Below are 14,853 nucleotides of genomic sequence, written 5' to 3' on the forward strand. Positions count from 1 at the left end.
GCACCGCCCGGTGAGGAGCTGCCTCGCTGGCCACCGCGTTGCACGGACGTCGCCGACGCTTCGCCTGGTGCACACGTGCGGGCGAACACGGCTGCAGCCCGAAGGCTTTCGGCCTCACGGCGGGTACGAGGGCGCCCTCTCGCCTTTCAGCGCACACGAGCGGCCCGCCCTTGGATGGACGGAAACACTCAGGGTGCGGCAGGCCGGGTGTGGGCCGGCCGATCAGGCTCGTGCTCACCTGTCGCCGCAGGAGTCGCAGGTGGGTGCTCAGGCGTCGACTGGTGAGCTCGCTGTTCGTGCCGCAGTAGCGACTTGTCCAGTTCGAGGGTGTAACGGCGCTGCGGGGCTTGTCGTGTCACGGCTCGGCGACTTCCGTCAACATCATCTCGCAAGTGCCATAGCCTGTTCCGTCTGTAACGGGATCTGTGGGGGTAATCTGTGCGAACCGACACCATCAGCATTTTCCTGCTCTGCGCTGCCCTGAGCGGCATGGTCGCGTGTCAGCCGACCGGGACACAGACGCCGGCAGGTGGCAGCACGGCATCGTCCGCGAAGGCCGCTGCCAGCCCCGAGGCTGACGCCTCGGCAACCTCCGTGGCGGCGACTGTTCCGAACTTCGTGGGCATGGGCTTGCAGTCAGCGCAGGACACGGCACAGGAAGTTGGCTTCTACGGGCTCGACTCGCACGACGCGCTGGGCCGCGGCCGGGCTCAGGCACTGGACCGGAACTGGAAGGTGTGCAGTCAGAGCGTGGCTGCTGGCACGAAGGCGTCGACGGACACGAGGCTGGACTTCGGCGCGGTGAAGCTGGAGGAAGACTGTCCTGCGAAGGACGAGGTGCCGCCGTCGGCTGACAGTGGCACCATGCCTGATTTCACGGGGAAGTCGGTGAAGGCGGCCCGTATGGCGCTGGACTCTGGTACATCGATCAGGGTCAGTGACGCGTCCGCGGACGACCGGATGGTGCTCGTGGAGTCGAATTGGCAGGTGTGCACGCAAGTGCCGGCTGCTGGGACGGCCTTGGCAGGTCGGCCTGTCATGCTGACGGCTGTCAAGTTCGAGGAGACGTGTCCGTGAGTCCCGCAACTCGGTGACGGGCGAGTGCTCCCTGCTCCGCAGGGATGGCTTCGGTGGTCATCGTGGGCGCCTGAGCGGTGTTGCTGTGCCGGTCGTGGTGCGTTCCTGCGCGGGATGACCGCCGGAGGGGTAGGGCCGTGCTGCGAGGTGGGCGGGTGTCAGGTCGCCCGGTATCTGCTCAGAACAGTTCCAGGTCGTCTCCGCTGGTGCCCGCGACAACGGGCCGGAATGCGGCGGGCAACCCGTCCAGACGGTCGGGGCTGGCAGCGGCTGCCGTCGTAGGCCGTCTCTGCCAGCCAGGCGCGAAACCGTTCGGCGGCCTCGCGGTAGGGAATTCGCGCAACGGCTCGGTGCTCGCCGGCGGGGCAGAAGTCCACGGCAACAGTGAGTAGGCAGGACCCTTCCAGCTCCTTGCTGTATGGGCCAGCCCACGGAGCGGGCGGTTCGTCTCGAACGGGTTTGATCAACCGGGTGGGAGGTGCGGCGCTGCCTTGCACGGCACCTGTAGCCAAGCGGAGCGGAATGGTCGCAGCTAAGGAGCGTGGCAGGAGTGATGCTCCGGGTCCTGGTCGGGCTGGTCACTTGGGGTAGAGCGCTGCGATGCGGGGCAGTCGGGCGCCAATCTGGCTGTGGTCGTCGAAGTCGAAGTTCCAGGCGGGATCGAGGTCGGGGTAGGTGATGGTGATGCAATCGTCGGGGAGTTCTGTACCGGTGGCGGCCTTGTAGGCGTCCCAGGCCATGCTGAGGGTTTGCTCGCACTCAAGACTGATTCCATCGGCTGCTGCTGCCTGGACAGCTGGGAGATCGGCGAGGTAGTCGGCGTCCGTCGATGCGCGCTCGTATACGGTGCGGCCTTGGGCGATAAGCCACCCTCGGAAGTAGTCGAAGCCGTCGTCGGAACATCCGCCGTTGATGAGGTAGGCGGCAGCCCAGAGGGGAGCTTGATAGGAAGCGGTCATGAGATCCCAGAGGATCTGCTGGGCCGCGAGGATCTGTTGGGGCTCAAGGACGGCCAGCAGGTTGGTGGTCTGGGTTGCAACATCCTGGGCCTCCGCAGAGTGGTCGGCTCTCTCGCGGGCTTGCTCAATCAGCTTCCAGAACTGTTCGGTGTTCACGACGGCACAGCATGACACCCGGGTCAGACAATCCGTCGAACTCGGCGGGGCCCGGACTCGGCTGACCGAGTTCTGATCGGATCCTCGAGGCGCCCGGAGCGTCATGTCTCATGGCTGAGCGGGGATCAGGCTGGCCGGAACAGTGTCGAGGTCCTGTTTGAGGAAGCTGGCGAAGCCGCTTATCGGCTTCGGGGTGTGCGGGGCGACGCCTCGCCGTACGGAGGGGCGCGGTCAGAGAGCTGCGGGTGGGGAGCAGAGCCGGGTGGTGGTTGGGCTCAGGTTCGGGCCATCCCCGCCCTGAACAGCCGAGGAGAAAGATACTCCTGGACATGGCCGTGTGGACGGCGGTGTCGAGGACCGCGGGTGGAGTTGCGTGCGCTTGGTCAGCGGATGGGCGGTGGGTTGGTGGTACGCGGGGCCAGGGCGGAGGGCGGGAGTCCTTCGCGCAGGGCTTGTTCGTTGATGCCGGCCAGGGGGTTTGCGGGGTCGGAGGCGAAGACGGCGTTCGTGCCGCGGTTGCTCTGCTGTTCGCGTCGGTAGGCGTCGCTGAGAGCGATACCGAAGTACCCGGTGGCGGTTCCGTCGGGCAGGGCGGGATCGGCGACCAGGCCGTCGGCGGTCAGACACCATGCGTGCTCGAAGACGGGAAATGGCCAGGCCGAGGGGGCGAGTGCGAACCCCTCGATGTAGGTCCAGCCCGCGCGTTCGGCCCATAGGGTCGCGACCTCAAAGCACCGGCCAGGCTGCTGTTCATCTGCCCGGGTCCAAGGAGAGGGGTCGTGATAGGTCCCATGCGTGGCCGTCAGGTCGGCAATACTGCTGTGTGCCCATGAAGGGTCCCCGATGCGCAGATTCGCGTAGAGCGCCATCCAGCGGCGCAGCTCGTTCTCCGCGCCGTTGTCGTGAGTAGTTGAAGGCTGTCCGGCGCCGGTCATGCCATCTCCTCCAGTCTGTCGGCAGTCGCCGACCGTATTGTCTCTGGTCATCTGGGGAGGTCGGGCAGTGGGTACGGGCTTCTTCGGGTAGCGGTCACCGGGCTCCGGGGCCTTCCTTCGGGTGCAGTGAAGCTGGTCCTTGTTCCCCATCTCGTTCACGGGTGTCGGCTGGCTGCTCAGGTTCCTGCAGGGCAGTATCCAGTCGGTTGCCTCCCAGAGGCCGCATCTCTCGTCCTGTAGTGCGGCCGTCGGGGCTGGACTGAGCATCCGTTCCCGGAGTGACCTGGATCGGGGCGGCATCATCCGCCTCCGGATTCCCACAACCACCGACCGTCACCATGAGTGGCTATTTGCACGCTTTTAGCAATGGCGCATGTGCCTCCTCAGGAAGACGCCCGGACGGACGGCGATGTCGGATGTCCAGTCGCTTGAGTCGCTTCAGTCGCTGAGACCGAGTCCCCGGAGACGGCTGGTCAGAGAGGAAGAGTTATACCGAGCGCTCGCATGGCACTGGACGGGGGTCCACCCTCCGAGCGCTCGGTCTTCCTGCCTTTGGTACGTGGCTGGAGAGTGGAGGGATCGATAGCTTCGGCGGGGGCGGAGCCGGCGTACAGGCCGTCGGGTTCGGCGTCGCGGTCGTGCGGCAGGAGCCAGAAGACACGGCGTCTGAAGGTTCCGGATGCGCGGGACGCTTTTGCCTCCGCAGCCAGGACAGCGTAGCCGACCATGCGCCCGTCACGATGGTAGGCGGGCTTGCCGCTACGGGTGGGGAGCCGGTCCAGGCTCTGCCGCACGTAATCGAGACGGGTGACGTCCTCGAGCCAGACAAGCGCGGTCTCGTGCTGAAGATCGTTCTCGCTGATCAGGGAACTCATGCCGTCTCCTCGTTCGCGAGCAGTCCGATACCAGGGTAGTACTTCCTCGAATTCGACAAGATCATCTCCTTCGGGGAGGCAAGGCCGAGAAGCTCGCGGGCTCGGGCGGCGAAGGTTCGGTTGCTCATGGGCAGGCAGCCTTCGCTCTGGCACCAGCCGCGGTAGGCGTCGTAGAGCGTCTTCTGTTCGGTGCGGCAGTCAGGGTTGAGGAGGCAGGCCTCGTCGAAGAAGCGGCCGGTGTGATCCTCGGTCTCGGCATAGGCGTTGGTGGCGATGCGTACTTTGTCCGGGCCGGTGAGGTCCTTCTCGCCGGCGAGGTAGCGACGGGCGCCGTCGATGAGCCAGTTGAGGATGCCGGGGCCTTCCTCGGCGACGAGGAGATCGGTGAGATTGTCGATGCGGCGGTCGTCGGCGACGGTGCGCTCGAAGGGGATCAAACGCATGCGGCGCCAGAAGGCGAATCCGCCGGTGCCGACTTCGGGGCGGTGGTTGCCGAGGAGCCAGAGCTTGTGGGTGGGGTTGAAGGAGAAGAAGTCCTGTCGCATGCGGCGGGCTTTGATGCGGTCCCCGCCGGTGAGGTGCTTGACCCGGGCTTCGTCGAACTTGTCGCCGGGTTTGACTTCGGAGCAGACGACGACGCGGCGGCCGTGGAGTTCGGCGAGGTCGGTGGGGTGGCCTTCGTAGAGGCGGGCCATGAGGAAGCCGGGGGGTGCGGCGTCGGCGTAGTCGCCGAGGAGCTTCATGGAAACGTCGAGGAGGACGGATTTTCCGTTCTTGCCGGCCCCGAAGAGGAAGGGCATGACCTGGCCGCCGACGTCGCCGGTGATGGAGTAGCCGAGGAGCAACTGCAGGAAGTTGATCATCTGCGTGCCGTCGGCGTCGTCGCCGAAGGTGTCGGCGAGGAAGCGCTGGAACCTGGGGATCGGCATGACGGCGGGGCCGACGCTGGTGGAGCGGGAGTGGAAGTCCTTGTTGGGGTCGGGTGTGCGCAGGAGGCCGGTGTGGAGGTCGACGATTCCTGCTGGGGTGCACAGGGCGTAGGGGTCGGCGTCGAGGTGTTCGGCTTTGAGGACCATGCCGGGGGCGGATTTCGCCTGGACGAGCATGGCGTTGATGCCGGCGGTGCTGAGAGCTCGGCGACGGTGCTTTCTGAGTGCTTCGACGGCGTGTTCGCCGGTGGGGTCGCTCAGAGCGAGGTGTTCGCCGATTTCACCGGCGGCCCACAGGACGGAGTCGTCTTCGTCGTATTGCCAGCGGGTGGTGTCCCAGCGGTACCAGCCGAGGCCGGGGACGTGTCGGAAGTCGGCCTGGTAGAGCTGGACGAACAGTTTGGCGTTGCCGCGGTCGGTGAGTGAGTCGGGTCGCAGGCCGTGTGCGGTGGCGGGCGTCGCAGGCGGTGTCGGCTCGCTGGCTGTGGCGTGCTGGGCCGGCAGGACGGGAGCGGCCTTGGCCATGATCTGTTCAGCCAGGGCGTGAGGGTCGAAGTCGAAGAGCGTGCTCGGCTCGCCTCCGGCGGGACTGGTCATGGGCGGCTCCCGGGGTTCAGGGGGCGGCGGGCTCCGGCGGTCATGCCACTGCGGATGATTGTTTGCGCGCGGGCTTCCTGGCCGGGGCGAGTGAGGCGGGCGGTCTCCATGAGTGCGTCTTCGGCGTCCTGGGCGGTCAGGTGTCCTGCTGAGACGAGGCCACCCAGGGTATAGGCGGCGCGGTTGAGTTTCTCGGAGAAGCCGGTGCCCTCGGTGGAGTGGGCGCAGTCGGCGATTTCGGCGAGGGCGTTGGTGAGGATGGTGATGACGGGGTTGTTGGTGCCGCGGGCAGCGAGGACGGCTTGGCGTGCGCGGCCGGGGACGGGTCGTGGTGCTGGTACGTGGGGGGCTGGGAGGTGGTGGGTGCGCTGAAGTTCCTGCGCGAGCCAGGTAGGCAGTGGTGCCGGGGTTCGTGCGGTGCCGAGGGGTGTGTAGGTGCCGGCGTCTGTTGTCGTGCCGGGCGCGATGATGTAGCCGCCGTCGGCGCGGATGTCGACCTGCCAGGCGAGGGCGCGGGTGGTGCTGGAGCCGGTGGAGCACTGCCAGTGCCGGGCGTCGGTTTGGCGGTACCAGACGTGTAGTCCTCCGGAGGGGGTGCGGACGCGCAGGGTGCTGGTGTCCTGGGCAGGGCTGGGCTGTCCGCGGAGGGCTGCGAGTACGGCGAGGGTGTGGAAGCCGGTGGTCATGGCGGACACGTCGATCTCGTCGGCGATGTCGATGCCGGGGAGAAGTCTGTTACGGGTGGGTGGGGTTGCGGGGTGGGCGTCGATGTCGATGACGACAAGGTTGGCCGGTCCGCAGGCGATGCCGACTCCCATGCGAGGTCTGGGACCCCACCACTGCTGGATGCGGGTGCTGTCGAGGGTGGCTGCGTGAAAGCCGTGGCACCAGCGACCTGCAGCGCGGCAGGGGCAGGTGCGGCGGTCGTGTCCGGGCTCTCGGCAGGCGGGGCAGTTGGCGGCGGGTGTCTTCCGGCCTGGGGCCAGAGGGTGGACCGGCCACCCGTGGCTGGCGCACCAGCGTGCGAGCGCCAGGGCACTGGGCTGAGTGGTGACTGGAGTGCCGTGCTCTGGGTCGCTGACGGGAAGCCGCAGGTCAGAAGGCATTGCGATCCCCCGGTAGCGACTGAAGCGACTCAACGATGGAGATAGCCTAGCGAAAACGTATGTTCGGGGTGACCAGATGGGTCACCGGCGTGGCGGTCTTTCGTTTCGTGAGCGACCGAGCGACTGAAGCGAGCGACTCGGAAGCTCCGTGCGCTCGGTCGCTTGCGGGCACAACGTTGCAGGCCAGGCCGCATTCGCAAGCCGAGAAAGCGACTGTAGCGACTGTAGGTGCCTATATATCAGGCGCACACGCGCGATCCCTGCAGCCCATATAAGGAACTTGAGTCGCTTCAGTCGCTACCCACCTTGCATCAGGGTTCTGACCAGGGGTTTCTTGGAGCGACTGAAGAGTCGCTGCGTGTGCTGGCTTCAGTCGCTGTGCCAGTGCTGCGGAGGGTGCTTCGAACAAGGACGTCGCGGCCCGGCTCGACTCGACTCCGCATGCGGTGGGCCGCTGGCGGGCGAGGTTCGTCGAGCACCGGATCGCCGGCCTGGGCGACATGCCCCGCTCGGGCGGTCCCAGGTCGGTCACCGACGAACAGGTAGCCGCGCTCGTCGCCAAGACCCTGGAGTCCGCCCCGAAGAACGCGACGCACTGGTCGACACGGTCGATGGCGAGGCAGACGGGTCTGTCGCAGTCGACGGTGTCACGGGTCTGGCGGGCGTTCGGCCTGCAGCCGCACCGCTCGGAGACCTTCAAGCTGTCGACGGATCCGTACTGCTGGGGTGCGACCATGTTACCTGCGGTAACCGACAATAAGTGTAATAAGTGTAATTGTTGTCGGTAATCTGCTGCCACGAGCACCAAGCAGCCATCAGAGGGGGAGCGCATGTCCGCGAACGAGTGGGCCGGTCTGTCGGCCAACCTCAAGTTCCAGGGTGGATTCGCTGTGTGGGACATCGGGATGCTCGTGCATCTCTATGGAGCGAAGAAGGCCGGTGCGCGCATCATCGAGAGCATCGAACTGAAGCTGGCCGACAACAAGATCGGGCATCTGCCGACCAAGCTGCCAACCGACGGCACCCGCCGAGTGCTCCTCTATGCGAAGGACCATGTGGGCCTCGGCTACGTGATCAACCAGATTCACACCCTCGCCATCCAGGCCCCTGAAGCGGGGGAGAATGCCACGGTTTACCAGTTGCAGGGCTTCCTGAACTCCCTCAGCACCTTGTCGAATCACGCCTACAGGCCGCCGGTCGTGAGCCCGTGGGCCACCCCCGAGGAACACGCCGCAGCAGAGTCTCGGCAGCAGCGCCGACGGACCGCCGAACTCGCGTACATCCGCAGCTATTACGGACTGGAGAACCGTCAGGACATCCAGGTGGACCTTGGTGTACGCGTCCGGCTTCGCGGCCATGAGGGCAAGATCGTCGACACGCAAGGCACCGAGTTCCTGATGGTGCTGTTGGACGGATCTGACAAGCCGTTGCCCCGCCGTGTCTCCCCGGACCTGGAATTCGCGACCCCTGCTGGATGGGTGACGGTCCCGGAGCCGAACCACCCGATGACCTCCGAGGAGCATGCACGATGAACGCCCCGGCGGAGGTTTCCGACGGCACGATGGCGTGCCCTGTCCCCGCCCCCGAGACCGGGCACCCGTGCACCAAGCGGATCCCGCCCGGCTGGACGGCGGCCGAGGGCCCCGGCGGCGGGCACTTCTGGCAGTCCCCGAGAGCCGCCGAACTTCAGGCCCGCGGCGCGCACTTCGACGCCGGCCTGCTCCTGTCCGGGCAGCCCACACCGTGGCACCTGCCCGAAGACTGCGCACCCGGCTGCTGGAAGTGGAGGGGCTGATGACCCTGCGCGAGACCGACGACCAGGTCGTCGACGCGAGGCTCGTCGACGACGCTGCCGTGGCCCGCGTCGCCTCTGACGCGCGTCCTGTCGTCGGTCTGCACACCGTGCTGCGCCCGGGCAGCCCATCCCCGCGACGGTGTACCGCGGCCCGCGGTACACCAAGCGGGACATCACTCTCACCGACGAGACCGCCCAGGCGCTTGATGACGCGGAGAACGACCGCGAGCCCGGGCGCCGCACGGCGATGCGCGGCTTCAAGGCCTGGTGCGCAGAGCAGGGCTACGTCGCTGAGCCGTGCACCACCGTGGCGTACACCGAGTACAGCAGGCACCTAATGCAGCGGGGCCTCAAGGTGTCCACGATCAGGAACTACATGTCCTTGATCCCCACGTCGATGCCGGCAGGAGAACGCCCCGACTCGAGCCTCTACCAGGTGCTGTTGGCCGACTACCGGAAGAACAACAAGAGGGCCATGCGGGTTCGGCGCGCGTTCCCGCTCACCCTGTCCTACCTCGTGCCGATGATGGAGAAGGCAGAAGCGGACGGGTCCGCCATCGGGATCCGGGACGCGGCCATGTTCGCCTTCGGGTACCGGTTCTTCGGTCGCAGCGAAGAAGACGTTGGCCTCGATGATCGAGGACCTGACTACGATCCTCGATCACCTAGTGCTGGTGTGGCTCGCTCAGGACAAGACGCACAAGGGCGAGGCGCAGGAGATCACTCTTCACGAACACCCAGACCTCCAGCTCGTCCCCCGGCTCCGTCGCTGGCTCGCCTACCTTGCCTCCCACGGCATCACGACGGGGCCCCTGTTCCGGCACGTGCTGAAAAGCGGAGTGCCGGCCTCAGCCGAGACCCGGGCGAAGAAGGCCCCCGTCCGTGGCGGGTACCTGCGGCCGGCGACTGTCGACGAGCGGGTGAAGCTGTGGTTCGCCAAGGCTGGTCTGGTCACCGACGGCCGTCCCGTCAGCAGCCACGGACTCCGGGCCGGGGCGGCAACGGGCCTTGCCGAGGCGGAGGCGTCCGTCAGCGACATCCGCGAAGCCGGCCGCTGGGCCGAGGGATCGACTATCCCCGAGCGCGTGTACGTCCGGCCCGTCAAGGACGCGTCGAAGGACCCGTTCGAGAACGTCAGACGGCCCGCCTGAGCACCACTGCAGAAGCCGACTGAACGAGCTGAGAACGGGCGTGCCTTGAAGTCGGTGGCCAGTCCCGCAAGACGACGAACCCCGCTCTCGGGGAGCGGGGTTCGTCCGTCCCCCACGAAGCCGATCGCGGGGTACCGTTCTGGTGTCGAAGCAGAACAGGAGTCAGTATGCACGCTCTGCCTGAAGACCACACCGGGGTGCGCATCGCGCGCCTCCGCCGGGAGCGGCACCTCACCCAGCGAGCACTCTCAGACCTCTCTGGCATCCCCTACAGCACCCTGACGAAGACGGAGCAGGGAGCTCTCCCAGCAACTCCGCACGTCGTCAATGCGTGCGCTCGGGCCATGCAGGTTGAGACGGCCACCATCGTGGGTCAGCCCTACGCCGGCGATCTGAGAGCCGATGAACTTGACGTCCTGATACGGCCTATCAGAGAGGCCCTGGACGTCTACGACCTGGGGGCCGACCCGGACGTACAAGCGCGGCCCCTCGTTGACCTCACAGCCGAGGCAGAGGCGTTGTGCGCTGCTGTTCGCGCGGGAGAGATCAAGCGGGCGGCCACGGACGTGGCCGGCCTCATCGAAGAGACCACCACCGCCGCCCATATCGCGCAGAGCAGGGAAGGGTGGCTGGCCCTCGCCTCGCTCTACAGGACCGGGTACGACGTTGCTGCGAAGCTCGGGTTCCCGGACCTGGCTCAGCTCGCCCTGGCCCGAATGGACTGGGCCGCCCAGCGCGGGTCCGATGCCGTCTTCGGCGGCATGTACCAGTACCTGCGGGCCCTCACCTACCTCCGGGCCGGCCAATACCGGACTGGTCAGCGCCTCGTTGATCTGGGACTGCGCGCTCTCGAGCAGGCTGACCCGTCACGGGAACGCGAGGCCGTCACCGGGCAGATCCACTTGGGCGGTGCCGTGATGGCCGGTCGCGCCCATGACGAAGCCCTCGCCATGTCCCATCTCCGGGAAGCGGAGCGGTTTGCCGAGTCGACCGGGGAGGCCGTGAAGGTGCACTGGCTCGCCTTCGGCCCCACCAACGTTCGCGTCCACCGGGTTGCTGTGCTCGCCGAACTCGACAAGTACGGCGAGGCCGTGGAGGCCACGGCCGGACTCAGCATTCCCCGCGACTGGCCGAAGTCCCGGACCAGCCACCACTACGCCGAAGTGGCCCGCGCGCAGATGTGGACAGGGAAGCTCGACGCCTCGTTCCAGAACCTGCTCGCGGCGAGGCGGACAGCACCGCAGCAGGCCAAGTACCACCCGATGGTGCGGGACACCTACGCCGGCCTGGAGGCGGCCCACCGCCGACTGCCGGAGAGCTTCCTGTCATACGGCTCGTGGCTCAGCTCAGCTCCTTCCGCCTGAATCTTACAGACGGTCAACCCTTGGCCCTAGCTATCACCAACTCGTGATAGTTAGGGCCTTGTTGCTGCTCCAGCATGTCGTCACTGCCCATTCGACATGGAGCCGACCATGACGACGCACCTTGCGGGCCAGGAGCGCACCTGTCGAAGCGCCCCTGCTTCCGCCCACGAACCAAGAGACCGCACGCGGGGTCTAGCTGCCCTGGAAGTGTCGCTCGAGCGCCACCCCGATCCCGTCACCGGTGGCATGTCCGAGGCGGACAGAAGGCGGCCGAGCCAGCTCCGCCGGACGCTTCGCGCAGCTCTCCGCCACTGGGAGAGGCACGAACTCGTCGACGCCGCGGAGCTGCTGCTCACCGAGCTCGTGACGAACGCCCTCCGGCACGCATCCGCCCCCACGGTGAACGTGCGGGTTGCCCACCTGGACAGCCACCTCAAGATCGAGGTGAACGATGGAACGCCCCGCGGCCCGCTGGCAGGCTCCTCGAGCCCGGACGCCGAGCACGGCCGCGGCCTGTTCATCGTCGACGCGGTGGCCGATGCCTGGGGCGTCAGCGAAGACCGAACGACGGTCTGGTGCACCCTCCCCCTGACTGAAGGAACATTCGACATGGCCACCCCGCAGATCGTGCGCGAGCAGATCATGGCCTTCGACGCCAACCCGAACTCGTCCGGGTCTGCCCGCGTCTGGGCACGATCCGCGCTCACGATCCTGGCCTGGCCCGGCCCCGTCCACGTTGCCACGGACGTGCTGTACGTCCTCGTCACCAACGCTTTCGAGCACGGGTTACCCGCGGGGAGCGGACGGTCGGTGAGGGTGGCGCTCCGGCTGACGGACCGCGACGAACTGCTCGTCGATGTCGAGGACCACACCCCCGACTTCCCCGCGTTCGACAAGGCCGTGAGCGGTGAGCTCGGCTGCGGTCTGTGGGGGGCCAGGAGTCACGGCGCCGAAGTGACCTGGTTCCCCAGTAGCGCCGGCAAGACCGTGCGCGCCATGCTCCAGGCGGGGCCGGTAGACCTGTGACCGTCACCGCGACGCCCGACGCCGGGCAGATGATGAACAGGCTCGTGCGGGAGGCCCCTGCGAGCCGGCCGCCGACATGGCCGACCTGGCGGATTGCCGAGCTGCTCCGCAATCTCCTGGCAGTCACCAGGCGCGAGGACACCATCGTGCGCCTGGGCGGCAACCTCTTCGACGTCGTGGTCACCAGCTCGAGCTTCAAAGCCCGCGCCGCTGTCGACGTCATGGACGAGGTCCAGGGCGGGTGCGGACCGGTCATCGAGGACACCCGAGACGGATCCTTCTACTGGCTGGTCCCGCCGGGCACGGCCGACCGGTGGCCGCAGCACACCCATGCCGTCTGCCTCGGCGCGCCGTACCGAATCACGCTTCCGTCGCTCGACTCCACGTCATGGCCTTCCGTCCCCGGGCCCTACTGGTACCGGCCGTCCCGGAGCGACCGTCTGGTACCCGGCATCCCGCTGTGGAAGACGCTCGCCCTGCACCAGCCGGAGCCGACGCCGCACGCCGCGTTCGAGAAGCGTCTCGGCGGAACCCCCTAGATCCCCGTGTCCGGGCGGCCCCCCCCGTAGCTGCCCGACACGGGCGCACCCCCTGGTGCCGGAGCGGATCCGGCTCCGGCACCAGAGGCCCCACAACTCCTGTCCGGTGGCCGGGTCGACGGCCCGTCCCCGGCCGCCGGACAGGCGCCACTCCCGGCGCGGGGCACCACCCGATCGTGTTCCCCCACGGCGACGTTCCCCGCGCCGGGCGCATCACCCACGACCGATGGGACCGTTCCGCCCACACCTTCCGCCCCGGCCCGGCATCCTGGGCCGGACGAGCAAGGAGCAATCGATGACCGTGCTGGACATACGCCGCCCCTCCCCCGCCCCGCTCGACGTCCTCTCGCTCGAACTCACCTCCCGGTGCCAGTTCACCTGCCCCAGCCAGTGCTACGCCGAGGCGGGCCCGACCCGCGGCCACGGCAGCATGACCGCCGAGGACTGGCACCGGCTCATCGACGAGGCCCACGCCCTCGGGACGCGCAGCGTGCAGTTCATCGGCGGGGAGCCCACCCTGCACCCGGCCTTCACCGAGCTCGTCGCTCACGCGCTGCGCGTCGGTCTGAATGTCCGGGTGCACTCGAACCTCTACAAGGTCCGTCCCGAGCACTGGAGCCTCTTCGAGGACCCGCGGGTGCGCGTGGCGACCACCTACCACAGCGATGACGCCGCGCAGCACGATGCGATCACCGGCCGGGACGGGTCTCACGCGGCCACGCGCGCCGCGATCCGCGAAGCATTCATGCGCGGCGTGAAGCTGCGCGTCGCGATCGTCGACCACGGGAACGGCCAGCGGGCGGAGCAGGCACGCGCCGAGATGGAGAGCCTCAGGGTCACCGCCACCGTCGACAAGGTCCGCGCGGTCGGGCGCGCCTCCGGCGGCCTCCCGCCGTCCACGTCGTCGCTGTGCGGGCGGTGCGGCGATCGCAAGGCGGCCGTCCTGCCGAACGGTGAGGTGTCCGTCTGCGAGATCGGCCGCTTCCTGACCGCGGGCAACGTCCGCGAGACGCCGCTGGCGTCGGTTCTGACCAGCCCCGCGTGGCAGCAGGCCCGCGAAAGCGTCCCGGTCCGGGACTCGGCGGACCCGTGCGGGCCGGACTGCGGGCCCTCGGACGACAGCTCGTCCGGCGGCGGCTCCTGCGGCCCCATGAGCTGAGAACGGCCAGGAAGAGGAGAAGCAGCATGGACTGGGAGACAGACGCCCAGCGCCTGGGCACCAAGGTCGCCCGGCCGGGATCCCCCTGGGAGGCGGCCGTCTCGGAAACCCCCCGGCACGTGTTCGTGCCCCGGTGGTTCGAACGGGACCAGGAGGCCGGCGGCCGGGTCGTCCGCGACGGTGCGGCCGACCCCGACGCGTGGCTCGCCGCCGCGTACAGCGACACCACGCTGGTCACGCGGGTCGGGGCCGTGCACGCGGACCACGCCGAACCCGGCACCGTGGTCACCTCCGGCGTCTCGACGTCGTCCTCGACGGAGCCGGGCCTGATCGTCGAGATGTACCGGCAGGCGGACCTCGTCGACGGGTGCCGCACGCTGGTGACCACCGGCACCGGCTACGGCACCGCACTCGCCTGCCACCGACTCGGCGCAGGCATGGTGACCAGCGTCGACGTCGACCCATACCTCGTGGAAGCCGCCGCCGACCGGCTCTCCTCCATCGGGCTGCGCCCCGAGACCGCCGTCTGCGACCTCACACAGGGGCCGCTCCCGGGCGAGTACGACCGGATCGTGTCCACCGTGGCCGTGCCGCGCATCCCGGCCGCCTGGCTGGAGGCCCTGCGGCCCTACGGCCGGCTGGTTACCACGATCACCGGGACGGGGCTGACCCTCTACGCCGACAAGACCCCGGACGGCGGCGCTGTGGGAAGGACCTCGTTCGAGCCGGCCTCCTTCATGGCCGCCCGCCAGGGCGACGACTACGAGGAGACCGTCCCGGCGGCCGTCTGGGACGCGGCCGAGCACGGCGGCGGCGACGCGAGCGTGAGCCGTCATCTGCTCGTGTTCGTGCCCGAGGCATGGAGCATCCGCTCCATGCTCCAGCTCCACACGCCGGGGATCGAGCACCGTCACCGGTGGTACCCGGACCGCAGCCACACGGTCTGGATGGCGCACGCCGACGGCTCGTGGGTCCGTGCACATGCCCCCGGCCCTCGCGAGGTCGCCACCGTCTACCAGGGCGGCCCGCGCCGCCTGTGGGACCCGCTGGAGGACATCCTCGACCGCCTCAACTGGGTGGGCGAGCTGCCCGTGTACGGCGCCCGCGTCACCATCACGCCCGACGGCGACACCACTCTCACCCGCGGAAACTGGACGGCCAGGCTGTAGCCTCCGGCTCCGCTTC

14 protein-coding genes and 1 pseudogene are annotated in these 14,853 nt (G+C 68.2%); 10 read left to right on the forward strand and 5 right to left on the reverse strand.

The features are described 5' to 3' along the window. The first annotated feature begins 438 nt into the window (after positions 1–438). Positions 439–1,077, forward strand: coding sequence for a PASTA domain-containing protein (locus JE024_RS38440; RefSeq protein WP_244883684.1), 639 nt, complete (start codon positions 439–441; stop codon positions 1,075–1,077). Positions 1,078–1,655: 578 nt separating this feature from the next. Here the strand turns inward: JE024_RS38440 and JE024_RS38445 are convergent. The 5 genes from JE024_RS38445 to JE024_RS38465 all read right to left on the reverse strand — a co-directional run bounded on the left by JE024_RS38445 (position 1,656) and on the right by JE024_RS38465 (position 6,634). After that, the gene (locus JE024_RS38445; RefSeq protein ID WP_205378630.1) at positions 1,656–2,192 is read right to left on the reverse strand and encodes a DUF4240 domain-containing protein; all 537 of its coding nucleotides are present in this window, start codon (positions 2,190–2,192) and stop codon (positions 1,656–1,658) included. Between the two features lie 383 nt (positions 2,193–2,575). After that, positions 2,576–3,127, reverse strand: coding sequence for a hypothetical protein (locus JE024_RS38450; RefSeq protein ID WP_205378631.1), 552 nt, complete (start codon positions 3,125–3,127; stop codon positions 2,576–2,578). Between the two features lie 473 nt (positions 3,128–3,600). After that, a complete protein-coding gene (locus JE024_RS38455) occupies positions 3,601–4,002 on the reverse strand; it encodes a DUF6009 family protein (RefSeq protein ID WP_205378632.1) in 402 nt (133 codons plus the stop codon). Continuing rightward, positions 3,999–5,528: a DNA primase family protein gene (locus JE024_RS38460; RefSeq protein WP_205378633.1), complete on the reverse strand. Its 1,530-nt coding sequence runs from the start codon at positions 5,526–5,528 to the stop codon at positions 3,999–4,001. Before JE024_RS38460 ends, JE024_RS38455 begins: the two co-directional genes overlap by 4 nt. Then, positions 5,525–6,634: a bifunctional DNA primase/polymerase gene (locus tag JE024_RS38465; protein WP_205378634.1), complete on the reverse strand. Its 1,110-nt coding sequence runs from the start codon at positions 6,632–6,634 to the stop codon at positions 5,525–5,527. The genes JE024_RS38460 and JE024_RS38465 overlap by 4 nt, the downstream gene beginning before the upstream one ends. Before the next feature lie 383 nt (positions 6,635–7,017). On the opposite strand from JE024_RS38465, the pseudogene JE024_RS38470 reads away from it, so the two are divergent. The 9 genes and pseudogenes from JE024_RS38470 to JE024_RS38510 form a co-directional block, all read left to right on the forward strand. Next, positions 7,018–7,353: pseudogene (locus tag JE024_RS38470) on the forward strand (helix-turn-helix domain-containing protein); the annotation flags it as partial. 111 nt (positions 7,354–7,464) lie between these two features. Beyond that, positions 7,465–8,166 carry a hypothetical protein gene (locus tag JE024_RS38475; protein WP_205378635.1) on the forward strand — a complete coding sequence of 234 codons (702 nt, stop codon included), beginning with the start codon at positions 7,465–7,467 and terminating at the stop codon, positions 8,164–8,166. Next, positions 8,163–8,429 (forward strand): hypothetical protein, encoded by a 267-nt coding sequence (locus tag JE024_RS38480; RefSeq protein ID WP_205378636.1) that lies wholly within the window; start codon positions 8,163–8,165, stop codon positions 8,427–8,429. The genes JE024_RS38475 and JE024_RS38480 overlap by 4 nt, the downstream gene beginning before the upstream one ends. A 632-nt stretch (positions 8,430–9,061) precedes the next feature. Beyond that, positions 9,062–9,580, forward strand: a complete 519-nt coding sequence (locus JE024_RS38485; RefSeq protein ID WP_205378637.1) for a site-specific integrase — start codon at positions 9,062–9,064, stop codon at positions 9,578–9,580. 167 nt (positions 9,581–9,747) lie between these two features. Then, the gene (locus JE024_RS38490) at positions 9,748–10,944 is read left to right on the forward strand and encodes a helix-turn-helix domain-containing protein (RefSeq protein WP_205378638.1); all 1,197 of its coding nucleotides are present in this window, start codon (positions 9,748–9,750) and stop codon (positions 10,942–10,944) included. Positions 10,945–11,190: 246 nt separating this feature from the next. Next, positions 11,191–11,970: an ATP-binding protein gene (locus JE024_RS38495; protein ID WP_205378639.1), complete on the forward strand. Its 780-nt coding sequence runs from the start codon at positions 11,191–11,193 to the stop codon at positions 11,968–11,970. After that, the gene (locus JE024_RS38500; RefSeq protein ID WP_244883685.1) at positions 11,967–12,509 is read left to right on the forward strand and encodes a hypothetical protein; all 543 of its coding nucleotides are present in this window, start codon (positions 11,967–11,969) and stop codon (positions 12,507–12,509) included. The genes JE024_RS38495 and JE024_RS38500 overlap by 4 nt, the downstream gene beginning before the upstream one ends. 295 nt (positions 12,510–12,804) lie before the next feature. Further along, complete coding sequence (locus JE024_RS38505; protein WP_205378640.1) at positions 12,805–13,668, forward strand: radical SAM/SPASM domain-containing protein; 864 nt, start codon at positions 12,805–12,807, stop codon at positions 13,666–13,668. Positions 13,669–13,694: 26 nt separating this feature from the next. Further along, complete coding sequence (locus JE024_RS38510) at positions 13,695–14,837, forward strand: methyltransferase domain-containing protein (protein ID WP_205378641.1); 1,143 nt, start codon at positions 13,695–13,697, stop codon at positions 14,835–14,837. The last annotated feature ends 16 nt before the right edge of the window (positions 14,838–14,853 follow it).

Origin of the sequence: Streptomyces zhihengii, assembly GCF_016919245.1 — a bacterium.
Taxonomy (GTDB): Bacteria; Actinomycetota; Actinomycetes; order Streptomycetales; family Streptomycetaceae; genus Streptomyces; species Streptomyces zhihengii.

What these genes read in the sequence shown, in the direction of transcription:
- JE024_RS38480 (WP_205378636.1), top strand. Translation starts at nt 8,163, where the DNA reads ATGAACGCCCCGGCGGAGGTTTCCGACGGCACGATGGCGTGCCCTGTC.
- JE024_RS38505 (WP_205378640.1), top strand. Translation starts at nt 12,805, where the DNA reads ATGACCGTGCTGGACATACGCCGCCCCTCCCCCGCCCCGCTCGACGTC.
- JE024_RS38485 (WP_205378637.1), top strand. Translation starts at nt 9,062, where the DNA reads ATGATCGAGGACCTGACTACGATCCTCGATCACCTAGTGCTGGTGTGG.
- JE024_RS38465 (WP_205378634.1), bottom strand. Translation starts at nt 6,634, where the DNA reads ATGCCTTCTGACCTGCGGCTTCCCGTCAGCGACCCAGAGCACGGCACT.
- JE024_RS38475 (WP_205378635.1), top strand. Translation starts at nt 7,465, where the DNA reads ATGTCCGCGAACGAGTGGGCCGGTCTGTCGGCCAACCTCAAGTTCCAG.
- JE024_RS38510 (WP_205378641.1), top strand. Translation starts at nt 13,695, where the DNA reads ATGGACTGGGAGACAGACGCCCAGCGCCTGGGCACCAAGGTCGCCCGG.
- JE024_RS38450 (WP_205378631.1), bottom strand. Translation starts at nt 3,127, where the DNA reads ATGACCGGCGCCGGACAGCCTTCAACTACTCACGACAACGGCGCGGAG.
- JE024_RS38460 (WP_205378633.1), bottom strand. Translation starts at nt 5,528, where the DNA reads ATGACCAGTCCCGCCGGAGGCGAGCCGAGCACGCTCTTCGACTTCGAC.
- JE024_RS38495 (WP_205378639.1), top strand. Translation starts at nt 11,191, where the DNA reads ATGTCCGAGGCGGACAGAAGGCGGCCGAGCCAGCTCCGCCGGACGCTT.
- JE024_RS38455 (WP_205378632.1), bottom strand. Translation starts at nt 4,002, where the DNA reads ATGAGTTCCCTGATCAGCGAGAACGATCTTCAGCACGAGACCGCGCTT.
- JE024_RS38490 (WP_205378638.1), top strand. Translation starts at nt 9,748, where the DNA reads ATGCACGCTCTGCCTGAAGACCACACCGGGGTGCGCATCGCGCGCCTC.